The organism is Leptolyngbya sp. AN02str (assembly GCF_050565595.1).
GTDB lineage: Bacteria > Cyanobacteriota > Cyanobacteriia > Elainellales > Elainellaceae > Kaiparowitsia.
On record NZ_JBNXVR010000007.1, the window covers coordinates 70791 to 91109 of the forward strand.

Annotated in this window: 19 protein-coding genes; 11 read left to right on the forward strand and 8 right to left on the reverse strand. The window is 53.0% G+C overall.

Going from position 1 to position 20319, the window contains the following annotated elements:
- Nucleotides 1-48: 48 nt before the first annotated feature.
- Nucleotides 49-1227, reverse strand: a complete 1179-nt coding sequence (locus tag ACQ4M4_RS07290) for a tetratricopeptide repeat protein (protein WP_430683816.1) — start codon at nucleotides 1225-1227, stop codon at nucleotides 49-51.
- Nucleotides 1228-1564: 337 nt separating this feature from the next.
- Nucleotides 1565-2461, reverse strand: coding sequence for an SDR family oxidoreductase (locus ACQ4M4_RS07295; protein WP_430683817.1), 897 nt, complete (start codon nucleotides 2459-2461; stop codon nucleotides 1565-1567).
- A gap of 589 nt (nucleotides 2462-3050) precedes the next feature.
- Here ACQ4M4_RS07295 and ACQ4M4_RS07300 point away from each other — a divergent pair.
- The 4 genes from ACQ4M4_RS07300 to ACQ4M4_RS07315 all read left to right on the forward strand — a co-directional run bounded on the left by ACQ4M4_RS07300 (nucleotide 3051) and on the right by ACQ4M4_RS07315 (nucleotide 8983).
- The gene (locus ACQ4M4_RS07300) at nucleotides 3051-5885 is read left to right on the forward strand and encodes a cation-translocating P-type ATPase (RefSeq protein WP_430683818.1); all 2835 of its coding nucleotides are present in this window, start codon (nucleotides 3051-3053) and stop codon (nucleotides 5883-5885) included.
- 89 nt (nucleotides 5886-5974) lie between these two features.
- On the forward strand, nucleotides 5975-7096 hold the full coding sequence (gene recF / locus ACQ4M4_RS07305) for a DNA replication/repair protein RecF (protein ID WP_430683819.1): 1122 nt from the start codon (nucleotides 5975-5977) through the stop codon (nucleotides 7094-7096).
- Nucleotides 7097-7270: 174 nt separating this feature from the next.
- Nucleotides 7271-7651 carry a DUF1823 family protein gene (locus ACQ4M4_RS07310; RefSeq protein ID WP_430683820.1) on the forward strand — a complete coding sequence of 127 codons (381 nt, stop codon included), beginning with the start codon at nucleotides 7271-7273 and terminating at the stop codon, nucleotides 7649-7651.
- 135 nt (nucleotides 7652-7786) lie between these two features.
- Nucleotides 7787-8983 carry an ABC transporter permease gene (locus tag ACQ4M4_RS07315; RefSeq protein ID WP_430683821.1) on the forward strand — a complete coding sequence of 399 codons (1197 nt, stop codon included), beginning with the start codon at nucleotides 7787-7789 and terminating at the stop codon, nucleotides 8981-8983.
- Between the two features lie 3 nt (nucleotides 8984-8986).
- On the opposite strand, the gene ACQ4M4_RS07320 is transcribed toward ACQ4M4_RS07315, so the two are convergent.
- The 6 genes from ACQ4M4_RS07320 to surE form a co-directional block, all read right to left on the reverse strand.
- A complete protein-coding gene (locus ACQ4M4_RS07320) occupies nucleotides 8987-9496 on the reverse strand; it encodes a MogA/MoaB family molybdenum cofactor biosynthesis protein (RefSeq protein ID WP_430683822.1) in 510 nt (169 codons plus the stop codon).
- Nucleotides 9497-9578: 82 nt separating this feature from the next.
- A complete protein-coding gene (gene psb28, locus ACQ4M4_RS07325) occupies nucleotides 9579-9917 on the reverse strand; it encodes a photosystem II reaction center protein Psb28 (protein ID WP_430683823.1) in 339 nt (112 codons plus the stop codon).
- A gap of 174 nt (nucleotides 9918-10091) precedes the next feature.
- The gene (locus ACQ4M4_RS07330) at nucleotides 10092-11177 is read right to left on the reverse strand and encodes a glycosyltransferase family 4 protein (protein WP_430683824.1); all 1086 of its coding nucleotides are present in this window, start codon (nucleotides 11175-11177) and stop codon (nucleotides 10092-10094) included.
- A gap of 336 nt (nucleotides 11178-11513) precedes the next feature.
- Nucleotides 11514-12515 carry a bifunctional riboflavin kinase/FAD synthetase gene (locus ACQ4M4_RS07335; RefSeq protein ID WP_430683825.1) on the reverse strand — a complete coding sequence of 334 codons (1002 nt, stop codon included), beginning with the start codon at nucleotides 12513-12515 and terminating at the stop codon, nucleotides 11514-11516.
- 230 nt (nucleotides 12516-12745) lie between these two features.
- Complete coding sequence (locus ACQ4M4_RS07340; RefSeq protein ID WP_430683826.1) at nucleotides 12746-13636, reverse strand: MBL fold metallo-hydrolase; 891 nt, start codon at nucleotides 13634-13636, stop codon at nucleotides 12746-12748.
- 421 nt (nucleotides 13637-14057) lie between these two features.
- Nucleotides 14058-14888 (reverse strand): 5'/3'-nucleotidase SurE, encoded by an 831-nt coding sequence (surE, locus tag ACQ4M4_RS07345; protein WP_430683827.1) that lies wholly within the window; start codon nucleotides 14886-14888, stop codon nucleotides 14058-14060.
- 467 nt (nucleotides 14889-15355) lie between these two features.
- On the opposite strand from surE, the gene pheS reads away from it, so the two are divergent.
- The 7 genes from pheS (at nucleotide 15356) to rplV (ending at nucleotide 20293) form a co-directional block, all read left to right on the forward strand.
- The gene (gene pheS, locus ACQ4M4_RS07350) at nucleotides 15356-16363 is read left to right on the forward strand and encodes a phenylalanine--tRNA ligase subunit alpha (protein ID WP_430683828.1); all 1008 of its coding nucleotides are present in this window, start codon (nucleotides 15356-15358) and stop codon (nucleotides 16361-16363) included.
- A 547-nt stretch (nucleotides 16364-16910) separates the two neighbouring features.
- Nucleotides 16911-17552, forward strand: coding sequence for a 50S ribosomal protein L3 (rplC, locus tag ACQ4M4_RS07355; protein WP_430683829.1), 642 nt, complete (start codon nucleotides 16911-16913; stop codon nucleotides 17550-17552).
- A gap of 70 nt (nucleotides 17553-17622) precedes the next feature.
- The gene (gene rplD, locus ACQ4M4_RS07360) at nucleotides 17623-18255 is read left to right on the forward strand and encodes a 50S ribosomal protein L4 (RefSeq protein WP_430683830.1); all 633 of its coding nucleotides are present in this window, start codon (nucleotides 17623-17625) and stop codon (nucleotides 18253-18255) included.
- A complete protein-coding gene (locus tag ACQ4M4_RS07365; RefSeq protein WP_430683831.1) occupies nucleotides 18248-18550 on the forward strand; it encodes a 50S ribosomal protein L23 in 303 nt (100 codons plus the stop codon). Before rplD ends, ACQ4M4_RS07365 begins: the two co-directional genes overlap by 8 nt.
- 81 nt (nucleotides 18551-18631) lie before the next feature.
- Nucleotides 18632-19495, forward strand: coding sequence for a 50S ribosomal protein L2 (gene rplB / locus ACQ4M4_RS07370; protein WP_430683832.1), 864 nt, complete (start codon nucleotides 18632-18634; stop codon nucleotides 19493-19495).
- A gap of 69 nt (nucleotides 19496-19564) precedes the next feature.
- Nucleotides 19565-19843 (forward strand): 30S ribosomal protein S19, encoded by a 279-nt coding sequence (rpsS, locus tag ACQ4M4_RS07375; protein ID WP_430683833.1) that lies wholly within the window; start codon nucleotides 19565-19567, stop codon nucleotides 19841-19843.
- A gap of 84 nt (nucleotides 19844-19927) precedes the next feature.
- Nucleotides 19928-20293 carry a 50S ribosomal protein L22 gene (gene rplV, locus ACQ4M4_RS07380; protein WP_430683834.1) on the forward strand — a complete coding sequence of 122 codons (366 nt, stop codon included), beginning with the start codon at nucleotides 19928-19930 and terminating at the stop codon, nucleotides 20291-20293.
- Nucleotides 20294-20319 lie beyond the last annotated feature (26 nt).

Below are 20319 nucleotides of genomic sequence, written 5' to 3' on the forward strand. Positions count from 1 at the left end.
AACTCTGTTTGAGCCAACGCGGGCTAAATGGGAATATCGCTGAGTTTCCTAACGATCGAGATCATCGAGCTGACGCTCGGCATTCTCGACCCCGTCTTCGTTGTTTTGCTGCTGATACAGCTCTAGCGCCTGCTCAAAAGAGGCGATCGCCTCTTGGTCGCGATCGCGACCAAGCAGCGCCTCTCCCAGCTGATAATGGGCATCGGCATTATCAGGCATCAGCTCAGTCACCCGGCGAAACGAAATAATGGCATCCACATACTCACTCCGCTCCAAGTACAGCTTGCCAAGTTCCATTTGCACATTGGCATTATCTGGCTGCAAATTGGCGGCACGGCGATAGAACGTCATCGCCTGCTCTGCATTATTTTGGGCGCGATACACATCGCCAATTTGTAGAACGATATTGGCATTGCGAGGATCAAGCTCGGCTGCCCGCTTGAGGGCATCCAACCCCTCGCGCACATTGCCCGAATTGATCAGGGCGACCCCCAGCGACGCGTTGATGTAGCCACTTCGAGGAGCCAGCGCCACCGCATCGCGCAATACATTCACAGCTTCTGTGTATTTTCGCTCTCGAATCAGCAGCGCCCCCAAGGTCTCCTGCGTAACAGGATTGCGAGCATCTAGCGCGATCGCTCGTCGGTAGGCATCAATGGCACCCCCATAGTCCTCCTGCCGAGTGAGCACCACCCCCAATCCCAAAAAAGCTTGCAAATTGTTGGCATCTAGCTCGGTGGCACGGCGATAGGATTGGGCCGCGTCGCCATAGTCGCCCAGGTTGGCATAGGCAAAGCCCTGAGCGTAGTGAAATGCAGCATTGCGCTCATCCAGCGCGATCGCCCGATCATAGGCCTGCACCGCTTCAGCAAAGTTGTCTTGATTGGCATAGGCAAACCCAATGGCCGCATGAATCCGAGCGTTGTCTGGTTCTAACGATGCTGCTTGACGGTAAACATTCACCGCTTCGGCAAAATTGTTCGCCTGAACCAACTCGCGCCCACGCCGCAGTAATTCGTTGACCTGTTGAGCCGAGCTGCGATCGCCCTGGTTGGCCTGTGCCATGTGCAGCACTGGGTGCGGAAGCATGGGCAACGTGGGCATTGGTTCAACGGCCACAGCCGAGGAGACCTGAGCCGCCTGCGACGCCATGGCAGGAGCGATCGCCCCTGATACAGCCAGCGTTAGCGCCAAAAAAATATGAGATGTTGCAGCACGAACCGTCATAACGGATCACCTAAACTTGCGAGGAACTGTCTACGGTCTAACGAAAGTTTGAAACTGATACGTAAAAAAATGTTTCAGTTTAGAAGCACCTATTGATCTATATCGGACTTGGGGGTGATTGAAAACAGTGGACAAGGTCTTCACTGCGCACCGAATTTGCCCAAGCCATAGCCACTCTGTGGTTTCGCCAAGTGGCAGAAGACGCAAACCCACAGCAACAAGTTCCCGACTCTTCGCTCAAATCTTTTTATGAGTTAAGGCATTTCAATCGAATTTTTTAGGCGAATTTTTTTCAGGCAAATCTTTGCATGCGAATTTGGAGCCCTGCCAACCTGCGTTAAATCTGCCCCCGCAGCGCCACAAGGTTCTCCCAAACGGTCTGTGGTGCATAGCCCAACGCAAACGCGCGGGAACTATGCAACGACACATCGGGTGGACGAGGAGCTGCCATGGCCACATCCGCCCGATGGCTGGTGCAGATTAACTCCATGGGCAGCTCAAACACCTCGGCCATCTGCCGACCAAACTCATAGCGAGAGAGGCGATCGCGCCCACCCAAGTGCAAAATTCCCTGAGCTGTGTTCAGCGCCAGCAATAGCCCCAACGCGGCATCATATCCACTAACGGGTGTCCGAAACTCATCGACAAATAGTTTGAGCGACTGGCCCGATCGCACCTGATTCACAAACTGCGGCAAAAAGTTGGAGTTGCGGGCACAGGCTCCATACATCAGCGGCATTCGGCAAACCACCGCTTGGGGATAGCCCGCCAAAATGGCCTGCTCAGCTTTGGCCTTTTGCTCGCCATACACACTCATGGGATTGACCGCATCCGTTTCGCAATAGGGCGCACCTAAGCCATCGAACACCAGATCCGTGGATGTGAACACCAATGGAATGTTGGCCTCGGCACAGCGGTTTGCCAACTCAACGGCCGCCGTAACGTTCACCGCGTGCGATCGCGCTACATCCTGCTCACACACATTGGGCTTGGAAATGGCTGCTAAGTGGATGACCGCCTGAGGTCTCACCTCCATCAACGTTTGGGCGATCGCCTGAGAATCGGTTAAATCCAGCCTGAGCATCGCAACGTGGGGAATCTGCGCGGGAGTGCTGCGATAGCTGCCCACCACCCGCCACTGCGAAGCCGCCACCCGTCCCACATAAGCCCCCAAAAAGCCGCTTATGCCGGTGATAAATAACGTTTGTTGTGCGGGCTGCTCGCCTGGCTCCATAGCCCTAGCTCCACAATTTAGCCACAATTTAGGGGGGATATCAGAGGGTTACTATAGGATAAGTCAAGGCTTTGACCTCCTCCTGGCTTTGCGATCGCGCTCGATTTCTCTTCACCGAGCCAGACACTGCTCCGACGGTTGATTCAGCGTACCTCTAGAGGAAGAATGGTTGCGATCGCTGCAAGTGCTACCCTTAATTTTGCAGGAACACCAGCATTTGCAAACGTTTCACCTGATTCGACTAAGGCTGTTCGCTCCGCTTTAAATATGCCTCTAGTGACTGGTGTGCCGCCCGCCCTTGTGCATCCCAATCCTGGCTCTTACAAGGCGTTGCTGTTCGGTTCTACGGTTGATCGCACCATCCATTCCGAGTTCACCTGATTCTCAGTTCACCTACGTCACCCCTTGCGATCGCCCCTATTCTATAGCAGCAACACCAGATTACGCCGCTGTCCAACCCGACCAGGCTCGTGTGTTGAAAAACTATGCCGTTGCCCGGCATAGCCTCATCGCAGGTCAATTCAACTGCGAATGACAACGGAGCAAGGTTCTCCATGATGAATGCTCACCTTCGTATCTCACTCTACTCATGACGGCTCTACCTCCCGACGAACCCACGCTTTGGCATACTCTCTCAGCCCAGCAAGCGATTGAAAAGCTGCAAAGCGATCCGAAACGCGGACTAACCTCACACCAAGTTACCGAACGGCGACAAACTTTTGGTGTCAATGAACTGGACAGCTCGGGCGGGCGATCGTCACTGATGATTTTGCTCGATCAGTTCAAAAACATCATGCTCATCATGCTGATTGCCGTGGCAATCATTTCTGGTGTGATGGACTTTATCGATTTGCAAGCGGGTGAAATTGCGGAAAATGATATTCCCTTCAAAGACACGATCGCCATCCTTGCCATTGTGTTTTTGAACGGCTTGTTGGGGTATGTGCAGGAAAGCCGCGCCGAAAAGGCTCTGGCCGCGCTGAAGAACCTGAGTTCGCCCAAGGTTCGGGTCAATCGAGATGGCCAAATTTCTGAAATCGATTCAAAAGATTTGGTTCCGGGTGATGTGATGATGCTAGAGGCGGGGGTGCAGGTAGCCGCCGACGGACGCATTCTTGAAGAAGCGAATCTCCAGATCCGCGAGTCTGCCCTGACGGGAGAAGCGCAGCCGACCAATAAGAGTAGTTCTGCCACCCTGGAAGGCGATACCTCGCTGGGCGATCGCGACAATCTGGTGTTTCAGGGAACCGAAGTCGTGCAGGGACGTGGCACGGTCTTGGTCACCACCACCGGCATGAAAACCGAGCTGGGCAAAATTGCGACAATGCTGCAAGGCGTTGAATCGGAGCCCACTCCTCTGCAGCAGCGGATGGATCAGCTCAGTAAGGTTTTGGTATCGGGTGCGCTGACCCTGGTGGCGATCGTGGTGGTGGGTGGTCTCCTCGTTGCCGGGTGGGATAGTTTTCGAGATTTGCTGGAAGTATCGCTGAGTATGGCGGTGGCGGTCGTGCCGGAGGGGTTGCCTGCTGTCATTACCGTCACTCTGGCGCTGGGCACCCAGCGCATGGTTCGGCGCAATGCCTTGGTGCGCAAGCTGCCCGCCGTCGAAACGTTGGGTTCCGTCACCACGATCTGTTCCGATAAAACGGGCACCCTCACCCAAAACAAAATGGTGGTGCAGTCCATTCACCCAGCGGGCGAATCATTTCACGTGACGGGCCAAGGCTACGACCCCGAAGGGGATTTTTTGAGTGGGCAACAGGCCGTTGAACCTCAGCAAAACCCCGAAACGATGTTGCTGTTGGCTGCGTGTACTTTTTGTAATGATGCCGTTCTGCAAAAAGAGAATGGTAACTGGGTGATTTTGGGCGATCCTACCGAAGGGGCTTTGCTGGTGGTTGCCGCCAAGGCTGGGATTGATCGCCATCAGCTCAACCATGAGTTTGTACGGGTGTTTGAGGTTCCCTTTACCTCCGAGCGCAAGCGCATGAGTGTGGTTGTAAAACCCGATGGCTCAATTTCTGATAATGTCTGCACGGCGGTGTTGCCCAAAGACGACATGACCCTGTTCTGCAAAGGCTCGGCTGAGCTTGTGCTAGAACGATGCAGCCATATCTTTATAGGCGATCGCCCCGAACCGCTCACTTCAGAGCTGACCCAGCAACTTTTGCAGCATAACGATAAGCTGGCCCGCGAAGGATTGCGCGTGTTGGGATTTGCCTACAAGCCCGTGCACCAGCTCCCCACCGAAGAGGATGCCGAGCATATTGAAAAAGAGCTGATCTGGCTGGGGTTGGTAGATATGTTGGATGCCCCCCGCCCCGAGGTTCGAGATGCAGTTTCCCGCTGCCGCAGCGCGGGTATTCGCCCCGTGATGATTACCGGAGACCACCAGCTCACGGCTCAGGCGATCGCCCAAAATCTCAACATCGCCAATCCCGAAGACGAAGTTCTCACCGGACGCGAGCTAGAGGCGATGAGCCAAGCTGAGCTAGAGGAGCACGTCAATCGGGTCGGCATTTATGCTCGGGTATCGCCTGAACACAAGCTGCGAATTGTTCGAGCGCTGCAACACCGGGGCAAAGTCGTTGCAATGACTGGTGATGGGGTGAATGATGCCCCTGCCCTGAAACAAGCCGATATTGGCATTGCGATGGGCATTACCGGCACCGACGTTAGTAAAGAAGCCAGCGATATGGTGCTGTTGGATGACAATTTCACCACTATCGTTGCCGCTGTTGAAGAAGGCCGCGTCGTTTATACCAACATTCGCCGCTTTATCAAATACATCTTGGGTTCCAACATTGGAGAGGTGATTACCATCGCGCTCTCCCCGCTGTTGGTTTCGGGTGGAGTGCCTCTCACTCCTCTCCAAATCCTTTGGATGAACCTTGTCACAGATGGACTGCCAGCGCTGGCCTTGGCCGTAGAGCCCGCCGAGCCCAACGTGATGGATCGTCCACCCAACGACCCCAAAGAAAGCATTTTTGCACGGGGTCTGGGATTGTACATGATTCGCATTGGCATTGTATTGGCCATCATTGCCACCAGCATTATGGTGATTGCCTTTAACTACACCCAAACCAACTTTGGCAATGGCCTCAGCCCCGAGCGCTGGAAAACGATGGTGTTTACCACCCTGTGTGTTGCCCAGATGGGGCATGCCCTTGCGGTTCGTTCCAATACGCGGCTGACACTACAGCTCAATCCGTTTTCCAATCCCTATGTGCTGGCGTCGGTGGTGCTCACGACTCTGCTACAGTTCGCTCTCATTTATGTGGAGCCGCTGCGCGACTTCTTTGGCACTCACTTGCTCAGCACCATGGATGTGATGCTGTGTTTGGGCTTTAGCACGCTGATGTTTGTTTGGGTGGAGTTTGAAAAGCTGTTTGTGCGTTGGTATATGCGGCGCAAACATGGCTAAAGGGGAATGGCGATATCCGTTCGTGTTTGGGATGAACTCACGTAGGATGATGAACGGATACCGTGCTACCGGGCTGAACCATTGGGCCGATGTTTTTACAGTCCCTCTATCTCCGGCAATTTCGCAATTACCGCGACCAAGGGGTAATATTCGATGCTGCCAAGACTATTGTGCTTGGCGACAATGCTCAGGGTAAGTCCAATCTGCTAGAGGCGGTAGAACTGCTGGCAACCCTGCGATCGCACCGGGTGAGCCGAGACCGAGACTTGGTGCTGGAAGGTGCTAGTGAAGGGGCGATCGCCGCCACGTTGAACCGCAGCGCTGGCTCGGTAGACTTAACCATGACCCTCCGCAGCAATGGCCGTCGCACCACGGCCATCAATGGGCAAACCACCAAGCGTCAACTCGACTTTTTGGGTTTGATGAATGCGGTGGAATTTTCGTCCCTAGACTTGGAATTGGTGCGGGGTGGCCCGGGCTATCGCCGCAATTGGTTGGACACCTTGCTAATTCAGCTGGAGCCTGTGTATGCTCACATTTTGCAGCAGTACACGGTTGCCCTCAAGCAGCGCAATGCCTTGCTCAAGCAACTTGCTAAAGACCCTAGCGCAGCGCAGGCCAACCCCATGGAGCGGGCCGTATGGGATGCCCAACTGGCCGCTTTGGGAACTCGCGTGATCCGTCGCCGCGCTCGAGCGATCGCCCGAATTGCCCCCTTGGCCGAGACCTGGCATCGCAACATTAGTGATGGCAAGGAGCTGCTTACCCTAACCTATGCCCCCAATGTGCCCACCGAGGGCGACGATCCGCAGCATATTCAAACTGCCTTTTTAGAGCGATTCAAGGAAAGGGCGATCGCTGAACAGGTTCAGGGAACGACGCTCGTGGGTCCCCATCGGGACGAAATCGACTTTGCCATTAACCACACGCCTGCCCGCCAGTTTGGGTCGCAAGGGCAGCAACGGACCCTGGTGCTGGCGCTCAAACTGGCCGAACTCAAGCTGATTGAATCGGTAATTGGTGAACCGCCGCTGCTGCTGTTGGATGATGTGCTGGCCGAACTGGACCTGAACCGCCAAAATAAGCTGCTCGATACGATTCAAGATCGATTTCAAACCCTCATTACCACAACCCACTTGGGGTCATTTGATGCACAATGGCTGCGATCGTCCCAAGTGTTGACCGTTGTTGCAGGCCAGATTCAGCCGTAACGGCTCCCCACCGACCCTTCGACTCGCGCCAAGCTGTCCCTTGCATCTGCCGTTACAAAGTGCCGCTACAATGGTTTCCATGCCAACGGTTTCCAAGGGATTCTATGGAATCGTTGCTGTCGCTCCGTTTCCGCTATCTTTTCCCGTTCTGTCTACTGACTGTTGCGCGACCTCATGATGCCTGATTTGCCACCGTTAACGACCGATACCATTTGGGCCATTTTGAATGATGCGATCGATGACCACACTGCGAACCAATTGGTTTGGTATGCGCTGGGCTATCGGTTTGATGCGGCAACGGCTCAATGGGATGCTTCGGGTGTAGAGCCTGATTGGCGAGAGGCGTATCCTGAGCCGCCCGACTTTATTGAAAGCCGCCCTGCAACCGTGAAGCTGACCCGCTCCATTCCCAAAGAGAACAAGCAATTGTTGAAGGAGCAGCTTGGTTTTACCGGCTACAAGGTTGGAGAGCTGGTTCCCCGGTTGACTCGTCGTGCCACAATGGCGAACTGGCTGCTTAGCTACTTGCAGCTCAACCCAATTTCCCATGTTTAGTGCCTCATGCAGTCAACCCTAGAAGGTTGGCTGGGTGAGTTTGGATGATGGGCCTCGTGACACCTTGCATGCTGATATCCCTTGAAGGAGCAGCCTTTTGTCGTTTCAATCCTTTATCTGTGTGCAGTAGCGCTTATGAACTGGTGGGACAAGCTAAAAAATAACGGACCTGCAAAGTTTGGAGCGATTTTGCTCCTGGTGTTTTACCTGTCGATTCTGGCTGCAGAGTTTGTGGCTCCTTATAATCCCTATGCAACTCAGTCAGAGGGTTCGCTGCTGCCCCCGACACAAATTTACTGGCGCAATCAGCAGGGCCAGTTCATTGGGCCACATGTGTATCCCACCACCCAGGGAGCGGTAGATCTGGAGACGGGCGATCGCCCCTTGAATGTGGATTTCAGCCAGCCATCTCCTGTGCGCCTGTTTGCTCAGGGGCCAGAATATCAGCTATTTCGCTTCACGGTCTCGGTGCCAACGCGATTCTCATTTGCCAATCCTGAGTTTCAGCCCCTTTTCACGATCCCTGGAATTCGGGGCGATCGCCATTTATTTGGCACCGTTGGCGAAGGTCGACTCAATATTTTGGGCACCGATGAGCAAGCACGCGATCAGTTTAGCCGATTGGTGCATGGCGGTCGCATTAGCCTCAGTGTGGGCTTAGTTGGAATTTTAATTTCCTTTCCGCTGGGTTTGCTCATTGGCGGAATTTCGGGATATTTTGGCGGCGCGCTTGATGCCATTCTCATGCGCTTTGTGGAAGTGCTGATGACCATTCCCGGCATTTATTTGCTCGTGGCGCTGGCGGCGGTGCTGCCTCCGGGACTAACCAGCACCCAGCGATTTTTGCTCATTGTACTGATTACGTCCTTTGTGGGCTGGGCTGGTGTGGCTCGGGTGATTCGGGGTGAGGTACTGTCGCTGCGAGAGCGAGAATATGTGCAAGCCGCAAAGGCCATGGGCGGGCGATCGCTCTACATCATCCTGCGCCACATTCTGCCGCAAACAGCAACCTACGTCATCATCTCTGCCACCCTATCGGTTCCGGGTTTCATTTTGTCAGAGGCCGTGCTGAGTTTGATTGGGTTAGGCATTCAGCAACCCGATCCCTCGTGGGGCAACATGCTATCGCTGGCCACCAATGCCTCCATTCTGGTATTGCAGCCGTGGCTGGTGTGGTCGCCTGCAATTCTGATTGTGCTGACGGTGTTGGCGTTTAATCTGTTGGGTGATGGCCTGCGGGATGCGCTCGATCCGCGAAATCTGCGTGTCAATCGAGAACTGGTGGATGCAGAGGCAACGGGCACCGCGCTGGGCAATACTCCCCAAACGTAAATGCTAACGAGCTGGATTGAGCTGGCGAACTAGATGAACCAGTTCCGGTAGAATCAGCGACTCTAAGGCTAATTGCACTGCATTGCTAGAACCCGGCAGCGAAAAAACTAGCGTGCCCTGATGCACCCCTGCGATCGCCCGTGATGCCATTGCTCGGGAGCCAATTTCTTGATAGCTAAGCCAGCGAAACAGTTCGCCAAATCCTGAAATTTCTTTGTCGAGCAAAGCTTCGATCGCATCGTAAGTGGTATCTCGTGGCGCAATGCCTGTACCCCCGTTTAAGATCACAACTTCGATTGCGGAGTCTGTGCCCCATTGCCGCACCTGAGCGGCGATCGCTGCGGCTTCATCAGGCAAAATGCGGTACGCTGCAATGCAATGGCCAGCGGTCTCCAGCAAGTGCTGAATGAGTTGGCCACTCCGGTCGGTTTCCACAGTGCGCGTATCGCTAACGGTTAGGACTGCACAGCTCACGGCAACTGGCGCGTCATCAGGATGAGGACGATGGGCCATATCTCCCAACGGGTGAACGACATGGAGTAAGTCAACAAAACAATGGCTCGCGGCTGATATCGCGGCGAGCCATCTGCGTCAATTAATCGGCCTTGCTAAAGCCCAATTCGTTTTCATTGGCATAGCGCTCCATAAACCGCATAAAGCGATCCCACTCTTCTGCACTCTTCATGGAGTACACCGCTTCCAAAGCTTCGGGCTGACCATTCACAAACTTCGCATTGACTTCGCGCGTGACCAACTCTCCCTCTTCATCAATCAGATACATGCCTGTAATGTCTTGGGTGCTATCTTGAGCCAGCGCGTTTGGCTTTTCAAAGTAGAACATGGCACGTCCGCTGTTGCCGTCGCGAGCGCGAGTTAGCCGTACATCGGGCACTACATCTTCGCGAATTCCTCGGGAGAATTGAATTTCCGCCATACTATTCCTTCCACTGCCTTTCTACACTTCGTTGTTATGGCAACATCAGCTCAGGCATGCTTTGAATGGGGTAACGCTATGGTTCCCACGCTGCATTGAACTGCGTTGCTCGGGCTGTCGCCAGCAAACGATGCCCGCGAACATTTGCTTTTGATTGATTTCCTTATATTCCCATCATTCGGTAACACCTATCAAATCCCGCAGCCAGCCTTCGACGCGATCGCCCATGGCCTGGTTGGAATACTGGGCTTCGGCCTGTTGGCGACAGGTTTGCCTATCAATCTGATCAATTTGGGCGATCGCCCGAGTCAGTTCTCTCACACTGTCGGGTTCGACAATCCACCCCGTTAGCCCGTCCTGCACAATTTCGGCAGGGCCACCCCGTCGGTATGCAATCACGGGTACGCCACAGGCCAACGCCTCAATTACCACATTGCCAAACGCTTCGATCCATTTGGGCGTGACTAACAAGGCTCGACACTGTCCCAACTGCTGCTGCAACTCTTGGGTCGATAAAAAACCTTCATATTGGTACGGCGCATCGGGAAACCGCTGCTGAATGTGCTGCCAATACTCTGCATCCGTGAGCGCACCCCAAATTTTCAGCCGGGTTCCCGTTTTCTCAATGGCGGCGATCGCATCCTCCAAGCCCTTTTCTGGTGCAACTCGCCCAACCCATGCCACCTCATGTTGGGGAGTCGCGCAAAACTGATACTGGGTCAAATCAAACCCATTGCCCAAAATGCGACACTCCTCTGCAAAGTCAAAGGTTGCCGCTTGGGCACGACTATGCATCCCAATGCTGCCCGGAAACCGACGGACCGCCTCGCCAATGATCTGATCCATCGCATCCGATAGCGATCCCATACTCACCAAATGGGCGATCGGTCGAGAAAAGTAAGCCGTCAGGTAGAACGGCAACCAATCGTAGGCAAAATTCACCAGCACATCGTACTCATGCTGCACAGATCGGGCATAGTCCCACATATTGGCCAGCACAGAATTGGGCAGCAACAGTATCGGATCTTCCCGGCTCTGGCTTTGGGCCAGCGATTGCAGTTGACCTGAAATGGGCACGACGGGTAGATCGCCCGCTACCGACCCAGCCGGAGCCACAACGGTGATGTTATGCCCGCGTCGCTGCAGTTCTTGCCCTAAGTTGCGCAACGTAAGCTCAACTCCGCCGCCAATGCCCGACCCCAATGGGCCAACCGATGTTGATACAAACAAGATGCGAAGCGGAGATTTTGACACGGTCATAGAGTTTCGACGAACAGGTTTGGGCAGTGTGTGAGGTTAAGCTGTGGGTCAAGAATGAGCGATACCCGTGCATCATTCTCAAACTCGTTCTGTCCAAATACGAACAGCTTTACATCGTCTCATATGGCACAGAGCTATGCACTTCTGTCTAAAGTGCTGATGGTCAGAATCTTACGGAGTTGAATGATTTTTGAGACGATAAGCGCTTCAAAAAACCATTCAATCCCTTGGTTCTTCGTATGAAATGCGTAATTTTTCGTGGTTTTGGATGATGTTTCTTGGGCTTTGTCCACCCAGCAGCATCTAGTTGGCAAGGCTAAATGCTGGGCAAGTGAGCTATGGTTTGTGCACGATGGGCAGAGTTGCCAGAAGCGATCGTGCCGTATCGCAATCCTGCTGAATTTGCGATTTCAGGGCATCAAGAGACTCAAAGGTTTGCTCAGGCCGCAAAAATGCCTCCAAACTCACCGTCAGGGATTGGTCGTACAAGTTGCCTGACCAGTCAAACACATGCACCTCAACCGTTCGCTGCTTTCCGTTGACGGTAGGCCGTATTCCCAAATTCATGACTCCCGCCGCTTCGGTAGCCCCAGCAATGCCCTGCACCCGCACGACGTAAACTCCATCTCGCGGCAAAAACTTTTCGCTAGGAAGCTGCAAGTTGGCGGTAGGAAAGCCAATTTGTCGGCCAAGCTGCTGTCCCTGCACGACTGTGCCGCACAGCGTGTAGGGGCGTCCTAGCAGTTGGTTTGCTTCATCCAGGTTCCCCGATTGCAAAGCTTGACGAATTCGGGAGCTGCTAATGCGATCGCCCAGCTCGGTATGGAGCGCCACTGTATAGACCGTAATGCCGAAATCCGCTGCGATCGCCTTCAGTTCTGTCGCTGTTCCTTTGCGATCGCGCCCAAAGCAAAAATCCTGCCCCACGCTAATGCAATAGGGCTTGAGGCAATTTACCAAAATTTGTTCCACAAAGTCGTAGGGCGATAGGCTGGCCAAGGTTTGAGTAAAGGGCAACAGCACCAATTGCTCAATCCCTAGCGTGGCGAGAAATGCCGCCTTCTCCTCAATCGGGGTCAAAAGCGATCGCTGCCGCCCCGAAAAGAATTCCTGTGGATGGGGGTGAAAGGTGAGAACAGTTGGAACTCCCGCATCATTCCCCGAGTCCTGCCCCGCTTCTGTCTCGGATGTAGAACCTACCACTGCCGAGCGACACACCGTTGAACCCAGCACAATCGGCTCAATGACACACTGATGCCCACGATGAATCCCATCAAAATTTCCCAGGGCAACTCGAGTAGGAGTTCGAACCGAATCTAGCGAAGAGGTGATCCACACACGTCAATGTCCAATACGTCGTCAACAGAGCACACAAGCCATACACATCTTAGAAGACTTCGCACCAACGCCGCGACAGCCATCACCACGCGCTTCATCGCCTGATGATTGACCCTAACCCCAAAATTCGAATAGCGGCCGCATGAGCAATGATGGAGAGACGTTGATTGAGACCGTTAGGTGTAGCGTTTGTAGGTGCAACTTGCACCTACAACCCCATGGGCGATCGCCTACGCTGACATCTTCACGGGCGAGTCAGAGGGCTCTGTAACCTTCAGTACGTCAATTTCCATGCCCTCGTAGGCAACATCACTATTGGGAAAATGAGCCAGCGTATCAGCTTTAATCTGATCCATAAAGTCATCACTGTGCAGCGGATCGTGATGGAAAATGATCAGTTTTTTGACATTGGCTTCCTTCGCAACCTTGACGGCTTCTTGCCAAGTAGAGTGGCCCCAGCCGATTTTGGGCGATTTTTCAGAGTAGTACTCTTCATCGGTATAAGTGGCGTCATAAATCATGACATCGGCATCACGCGCCAGCCACAAAACATTTTCATCCAGGCGATCGGGAAAATGCTCGGTATCCGTAATGTAGGCGACGGCGTGGTTGTTCCAGTTCACCCGATAGCCAACGGCCTCACCAGGGTGATTGAGCAAGGCATTCTCGACAACCACCTCACCAATCTCGACTGTTTCACCCACATCCAAGTCACAAAAGGTTAGATCAGCGCCCATGATTTGCAGAGGCACGGGAAAGTTGGGATGCAGCATTTGGTCGTTCAAGCGTTGCTCTATCGTAGAGCCATTAGGCGCGATCGCCCCATAAATCTTGAACGTATTGGTTGGCACAAACGCCGGCACAAAGAACGGAAATCCTTGAATGTGATCCCAATGAGAATGGGTAAAAAACATGTTGGCTCGCAGCGGCATCTCTCGCAATAGCGACTGCCCCAACACGCGTAGCCCAGTCCCTCCATCAAAAATGAGCAGTTGCCCATTCACTCGCATTTCAATGCAAGAGGTATTACCGCCATAACGCACGGTTTCAGATCCGGGGCACGCAATACTGCCTCTCACACCCCAGAAGCGAACCTTAAATTGGTTTTCCATGCTAGACATGAGGCTTCCTTACTGGCTCAACCAAACTCCGCTACCCCGTTACTTCACCGTCATTTAAATCATTGATTCATTCAAATAACAGCTCATGACATGATGCATATCGGCTAATTTAGCCCAAATACTCTATAAATTTCGCGGAGGGGCTAAGCCGGATGCTCAATACAAGCTTAGTACGAGCTTAAATTAAAACACCTTAAGGCTAAGAGTTCCCAGATTCTTAGCGAAAGCTTCAAAACTGAAAAAAATTACGAGCTAAAAATTTGGCTTGAAAGACACAAACACGGCACGCTACCCCGACCTGAATCATAGATCTATTTCACTAGGTTGAAAACACTAGACTGGATTCCCATCAATTCTCAGGTCATTGCTTTCATCCATTAAAGTCGGTCTCAGGCAGCGTCGTAGCTTAGAACGTTGGCCCTCAAATCTGCAAACCCTGAAGTGCAGCCAGCCCATGGACCGATGTTAGGTTGTACTGCAAAGGCGTGATCGTAATATAGCTTTGGCGAATGGCATGTACATCAGTTTCAACAGACTGCATCCATTCTAGATCCATCCCAACCAAGCTCCCATCGGGAGTCGCCACGAATTCTAACGGAGGCTGAGGAGTGTCTTCCAAAATCTCGCCAGCTAGCCAGTAGTAGGTTTTGCCACGCGGATCGATTCGCTTTTCAAACATATCGATGTAGCGTCGTAACCCTTGACGAGTCACTTTCACCCCAGCAATGTTTTCCTGAGGTACGGGTGGAATATTGACGTTTAACAGGGTCTCTTTGGGCAGGGGGCTGTGTTCAAACCGGGTCAGTAGCGTTTGGGCAAAGTTGGCCGCGGGTTGAAAGTCTTGCCAGGAGAAACTAGCCAAGCTAAAGGCGATTCCTGCCAAACCCTCAATGACCCCTTCCATGGCCGCCGATACTGTGCCCGAATACAGCACATCGGTTCCCAAGTTGGAACCGTGGTTAATTCCAGATAAAACCAAATCGGGAGGGGCATCGAGCAGCGCCCCCAGCGCCAATTTGACACAGTCCGACGGAGTTCCAGAGCAGGCCCATGCTGTAATGCCTGTATGAAACACACCCTCAATCTGTTCTGCCCGAATGGGTTTGTGTAGGGTTAACCCATGCCCTGTCGCCGATCGCTCTCGATCGGGACAAACGACGGTGATGTCGTGTCCGGCGGCGGCTAGCGTGTTAGCAAGCGTACGTACGCCCAGGGAAAAAATGCCGTCATCGTTGCTAATTAAAAGTTTCATAGTCAAGGATATGGACGAGTCGTAGGCGATTGGATGGGGTTGGAAACGTGTGAGTTGAGGGAGAATTGCAAGTTGGGACGGGGAAGCCGCTACAGCCAACCTGTCAAACCCAAATTGGCTAAGACAATCTCACAATTCACTGACAGAGCATCAGAACTGCAGGTCATCAGAGTTTTATCATGCTGGCATTCTAGTGTGCTGGCATGCTGGAAGACTGCGCCCTGCATCAACCTGCATCAAGATGCTGAAGGTGGGCAGACGCTTGCTGCAGGATGGTTAAAGCGCGATCGCCATTTCTCGCCAGCCTATGCTTCCAATTCAGGGTAACGCCTGTTGAGTTGATCACGCTGCGTGGCCGCGACTGCTTTAACCTCTAATTCATGCTTGGGGTTTCCTAGAGCGTAGCGAACTCGTAAACTGAAAAGGATAATGTTTGCTACGTCTACAACGACACGTAATTTTTGCTAATGAGTACTACGATGCAGCCCAGTGAACTGGAGTCTCAACTCGCCGCTCTCCAGGACGAGGCTCAAGAGGCGATCGCCCAAATTGACACGCTCGACGCTTTAGAGCAGCTCCGCATCAAATACTTAGGCAAAAAAGGTAGCCTCTCACAAGTTTTGGGTAGCATGGGGCGGCTTGGGGCCGAGGATCGCCCCCGGATTGGGTCTCTGGCCAACGAGGTTAAAGAAGCCCTGCAAACTAGCTTGGAGAACAAGCGCATTGCCCTTCAAGCTGCGGCAATTGAAGCAAAGCTCGCGGCAGAAACAATTGACGTCACCATGCCAGGGGTCTTCCGCTCTCAGGGGCGTGCCCACCCGCTCACGAGCACCGTCGATCGGATGATCGATATCTTCGTGGGTTTGGGTTATACGGTTGCTACTGGCCCCGAAATGGAAACGGACTATTACAACTTCGAAGCTCTCAATTTTCAGCCTGATCATCCCGCTCGCGATATGCAGGACACGCTGTTTTTGCCAGATGGCAATCTGCTGCGTACGCATACCTCTTCTGTTCAAATTCGCTACATGGAAGAGAATGATCCCCCCATTCGCATCGTGATTCCTGGCCGTTGTTATCGTCGTGATACGGTGGATGCAACCCACTCAGCTGTGTTCCATCAGCTTGAAATTTTGGCGGTTGATGAAGGACTGACCTTTTCGGATCTACGGGGTACTTTGAAGGTGTTTCTTGAGGCCATGTTTGGTGATATCGAGGTTCGCTTCCGCCCTAGCTACTTTCCGTTCACCGAGCCGTCAGCAGAAGTGGATGTGCGATGGAAAGGCCGCTGGTTGGAAGTGATGGGCTGCGGCATGGTTGATCCCAATGTGCTTAAATCTGTGGGGTATGATCCCGAGGTCTACACCGGCTTTGCCGCTGGTTTGGGGGTTGAGCGAATTGCAATGGTGCTGCATCAAATTGATGACATTCGCCGCCTTTATACTAGCGACTTGCGGTTCTTGCGACAGTTTTAGAGACAGTTGGGTTTAGCTCTTGGGTCTAGCTCTATCGCGATCGCCCTTTCTACCGCTGACCGCCGCGCAACTTTAAAGTTTGATACACATTTCACTCAAATTGTTAGATGATGGGGTGTTGGGCTTTGCTCAGTACCCCATCTTTCAATTGATCGAAACTCGCAGAGTACATGCTTTCTAGCTTCTTCAATCTGATAAAAAAGTCTGATCAAGCGATGGACAATCTCTGCTTTATTGTTTATAGTGTTTAATTGTCGCCAAAAATCAGATACGCGCTAAACCGTTCCAGAGTGCTCGGTTTGGCATGGAAAGGATACTGGACGGACAACTGTCCAAGTCCTCGGCGAAATGACCTAGATCGGTCGATTGCTCGATAGCTCTGTAGCAAAAGCCTGTTCATAGGATTGCAGAAATCCATAGAATCGTCTGCTCACTTAACTGGGCGGGCCTCTGGGGTTGTCACTGTAAAGAACTCAATGGAGCCAAAAAGCTGCAAATAGGGCGGCTTGGTTCTATTGTGGCGCGAGAAAAAAGGGAGACGTGAACCGTGTCAGTTGGAATTCTTGGCACAAAGTTAGGGATGACTCAAATCTTTGATGAGTCTGGGAAATCGATACCTGTCACTGTTGTTCAGGCAGGTCCCTGTAAGGTGACCCAAATCAAAACAGTTGACACAGATGGTTATGCCGCTGTGCAGCTTGGATTTGGTGAAGTTGCTGCAAAGGCTCTTAGTAAGCCGGAGTTGGGGCATTTAAGTAAATCGGAGGCACAGCCACTCCGCCATCTCAAAGAGTATCGCCTTGACAATCCTGGTGATTATCAACTAGGGCAAGAAGTTAAGGCAGATATTTTTTCGCCGGATCAGGTTGTTGATGTAATTGGTACCAGTATTGGCCGTGGGTTCGCGGGTTACCAAAAGCGTCATAACTTTAAGCGAGGCCCCATGGCCCACGGTTCTAAGAACCATCGTCTCCCCGGTTCGACTGGCGCTGGTACGACTCCTGGACGAGTGTATCCCGGTAAGCGTATGGCAGGGCGTCTGGGTGGAAGCCAGGTTACGATTCGCAAGCTGACTGTGGTTCAAGTTGATGGCGATCGCAACTTGCTGCTCATCAAAGGAGCAATTCCTGGCAAGCCAGGGGCGCTGGTCAATATCGTTCCGGCAAAACTTGTTGGTAAAGCGAAGTAACGGTTGCGAAATTGAGCCTTGGTGAATCGATCGCCAGCTCTGTTTCTAACAACACCTAGAGGATGAACCCATGGTTGAGTGTGTAGTTAAAAATTGGCAGGGCGAGGAGGCTGGTACAGCTTCTCTCGATCTGCGGACAGCGAAAGAAGAAAATGCGGCTCATATTGTTCATCGGGCCTTGGTTCGCCAGATGAACAATGCCCGTCAGGGTAACGCGTGCACCAAGACTCGTGCTGAAGTGAGTGGAGGTGGCCGCAAGCCTTGGCGCCAAAAGGGAACAGGGCGCGCCCGTGCAGGTTCGATCCGGTCTCCCCTGTGGCGGGGCGGCGGTGTCATCTTTGGACCCAAGCCTAGAGATTACTCCGTCAAGATGAACCGCAAGGAGCGTCGTTTGGCTCTAAGAACTGCATTGCAGGGCCGCGCTGATGATCTGATTGTGGTTGAAGATTTTTCTAGCCAGCTGCCTCGTCCCAAGACGAAAGAGGTGGTTGCAGCTTTGTCTCGTTGGGGTGTTGGCGCGGAGCAAACTGCGCTGCTGATTGTGGCAGAACGCGATGAGAATGTGTATCTCTCGGTTCGCAACATTAGCTCGATCAAAATGATTTCGGCTGCAAATCTCAATGTTTTCGATCTATTGACGGCAGACAAGATTATTGCAACTGCTTCTGCGATCGCCAAAGTACAGGAGGTATACGGTGAGTAAGCTAAATCCACGCGACCTTGCTGACTTGGTTCGGCGTCCTCTTGTCACTGAGAAGGCAACTCGCCTGCTCGAAGACAATAAGTATGTATTTGAAGTAGCTCCTAAGGCAACCAAGCCTCAAATCAAAGCTGCGATCGAAGTCTTGTTTGATGTGAAAGTCACCAGCGTCAATACCAGCAAGCCCCCTCGCAAGCAGCGTCGAGTCGGTCGCTTCATGGGCCATAGGCCTCAATACAAGCGAGCTGTGGTTACCCTGGCTGAGGGCAGCTCAATTGTGCTCTTCCCCGAAGTGTAACCCTAACGTGCTGACACGTTTACTCCTGACTGAACTGTTCTAGCTGGCGATCGCCACACAAACCGAAACTAAGAGAAAGTTATGGGCATTCGCAATTATCGACCCTATACACCAGGCACCCGAGAGCGCTCGGTGTCCGAGTTTTCAGAAATTACTCGTAGTGAGCCCGAAAAATCTCTAACGATTTCCGTCCATCGCCTCAAGGGTCGTAACAATCGAGGCGTTGTCACTACTCGTCATCGCGGTGGCGGCCACAAGCGCCTGTACCGCATCATCGATTTTCGTCGCGACAAACACAACATTCCCGCAAAAGTTGCTTCGATTGAATACGATCCCAACCGGAACGCTCGGATTGCGCTGGTTCACTACCAAGATGGGGAAAAGCGCTACATCCTACATCCCGCCGGATTGGCCGTGGGTACCACGATTATCTCTGGCCCCGATGCGCCGTTCGAGGTCGGCAACGCGCTTCCCGTTGGCAACATGCCGTTGGGTACTACCGTTCACAACGTTGAGCTAATTGCAGGACGCGGTGGTCAAATCGTTCGAGCCGCTGGCACCTCTGCTCAAATCGTGGCAAAAGAAGGCAACTACGTCACCCTGAGACTGCCTTCTACCGAGGTGCGGATGGTGCGCCGCGAGTGCTACGCCACCATTGGTGAAGTGGGCAACGCCGATGTTCGCAACGTGAGCCTGGGTAAGGCAGGCCGTAAGCGTTGGTTGGGACGCCGTCCTGAAGTGCGAGGCAGTGTGATGAACCCTGTAGACCACCCTCACGGTGGTGGTGAGGGCCGTGCTCCAATTGGTCGTTCTGGCCCGGTTACCCCCTGGGGTAAGCCCGCACTAGGAGCTAAGACCCGTAAGAAGAAAAAGCCTAGCAACTCTTTGATTGTTCGTCGTCGTCGTCGTACTTCGAAGCGCGGACGCGGCGGACGTGAGTCTTAGAGCCGCTGATAACGCTGGATGACTTCACGCTGATCGAATTAGGACACCGAGTTTTAGGGTTAAGCAATCATGTCTCGCTCACTGAAAAAAGGACCATTTATTGCAGATCATCTGCTGAAGAAGATCGAAGTACTCAACGAGAAGAATGACAAACAGGTGATCAAGACTTGGTCTCGGGCCTCGACCATCTTGCCTGAAATGATTGGCCACACGATCGCAGTACACAACGGTCGCCAGCATGTGCCCGTGTATGTGACGGAGCAAATGGTGGGTCACAAGTTGGGCGAGTTCGCCCCCACTCGGACGTTCCGGGGACACGCCAAGAGTGATAAGAAGGCTCGTCGCTAGAGGTATTTGCGCGGTTAGCAGCATTGGCTTTTAGCCGCCGCTAAAGCAAATCATCTGTGCTAATCGCAATCAAGGAGTAAAGTTATGGCCGTTACTACTGCAGAGGAAGTTAAAGCGATCGCTCGCTACATTCGGATGTCACCTCACAAGGTGCGCCGGGTGCTCGATCAAATTCGGGGGCGCTCTTATCGAGAAGCGCTCATTATTCTCGAGTTCATGCCCTATCGTGCCTGTGAGCCGATTCTCAAGGTTTTGCGCTCTGCCGTTGCCAACGCAGAGCACAACGCTGGGTATGCTCCTGCGGATCTTGTCGTGACTCAGGCATTTGCAGATCAGGGTCCAGTGCTGAAGCGCTTCCGTCCCAGAGCTCAAGGCCGCGCTTATCAAATTCGCAAGCCGACCTGCCACATTACGATTGCAGTCGCACCGGGTGTTTCTGAAGAAGACTAGACGCCTGAACGTTAAAGCTTGAAATT

Bases quoted from the DNA above. Each gene is read 5' to 3' on its own strand.
- ACQ4M4_RS07290 (WP_430683816.1), bottom strand. From the start codon at position 1,227: ATGACGGTTCGTGCTGCAACATCTCATATTTTTTTGGCGCTAACGCTG.
- ACQ4M4_RS07295 (WP_430683817.1), bottom strand. From the start codon at position 2,461: ATGGAGCCAGGCGAGCAGCCCGCACAACAAACGTTATTTATCACCGGC.
- ACQ4M4_RS07300 (WP_430683818.1), top strand. From the start codon at position 3,051: ATGACGGCTCTACCTCCCGACGAACCCACGCTTTGGCATACTCTCTCA.
- recF (WP_430683819.1), top strand. From the start codon at position 5,975: ATGTTTTTACAGTCCCTCTATCTCCGGCAATTTCGCAATTACCGCGAC.
- ACQ4M4_RS07310 (WP_430683820.1), top strand. From the start codon at position 7,271: ATGATGCCTGATTTGCCACCGTTAACGACCGATACCATTTGGGCCATT.
- ACQ4M4_RS07315 (WP_430683821.1), top strand. From the start codon at position 7,787: ATGAACTGGTGGGACAAGCTAAAAAATAACGGACCTGCAAAGTTTGGA.
- ACQ4M4_RS07320 (WP_430683822.1), bottom strand. From the start codon at position 9,496: ATGGCCCATCGTCCTCATCCTGATGACGCGCCAGTTGCCGTGAGCTGT.
- psb28 (WP_430683823.1), bottom strand. From the start codon at position 9,917: ATGGCGGAAATTCAATTCTCCCGAGGAATTCGCGAAGATGTAGTGCCC.
- ACQ4M4_RS07330 (WP_430683824.1), bottom strand. From the start codon at position 11,177: ATGACCGTGTCAAAATCTCCGCTTCGCATCTTGTTTGTATCAACATCG.
- ACQ4M4_RS07340 (WP_430683826.1), bottom strand. From the start codon at position 13,636: ATGTCTAGCATGGAAAACCAATTTAAGGTTCGCTTCTGGGGTGTGAGA.
- surE (WP_430683827.1), bottom strand. From the start codon at position 14,888: ATGAAACTTTTAATTAGCAACGATGACGGCATTTTTTCCCTGGGCGTA.
- pheS (WP_430683828.1), top strand. From the start codon at position 15,356: ATGAGTACTACGATGCAGCCCAGTGAACTGGAGTCTCAACTCGCCGCT.
- rplD (WP_430683830.1), top strand. From the start codon at position 17,623: ATGGTTGAGTGTGTAGTTAAAAATTGGCAGGGCGAGGAGGCTGGTACA.
- rplB (WP_430683832.1), top strand. From the start codon at position 18,632: ATGGGCATTCGCAATTATCGACCCTATACACCAGGCACCCGAGAGCGC.
- rpsS (WP_430683833.1), top strand. From the start codon at position 19,565: ATGTCTCGCTCACTGAAAAAAGGACCATTTATTGCAGATCATCTGCTG.
- rplV (WP_430683834.1), top strand. From the start codon at position 19,928: ATGGCCGTTACTACTGCAGAGGAAGTTAAAGCGATCGCTCGCTACATT.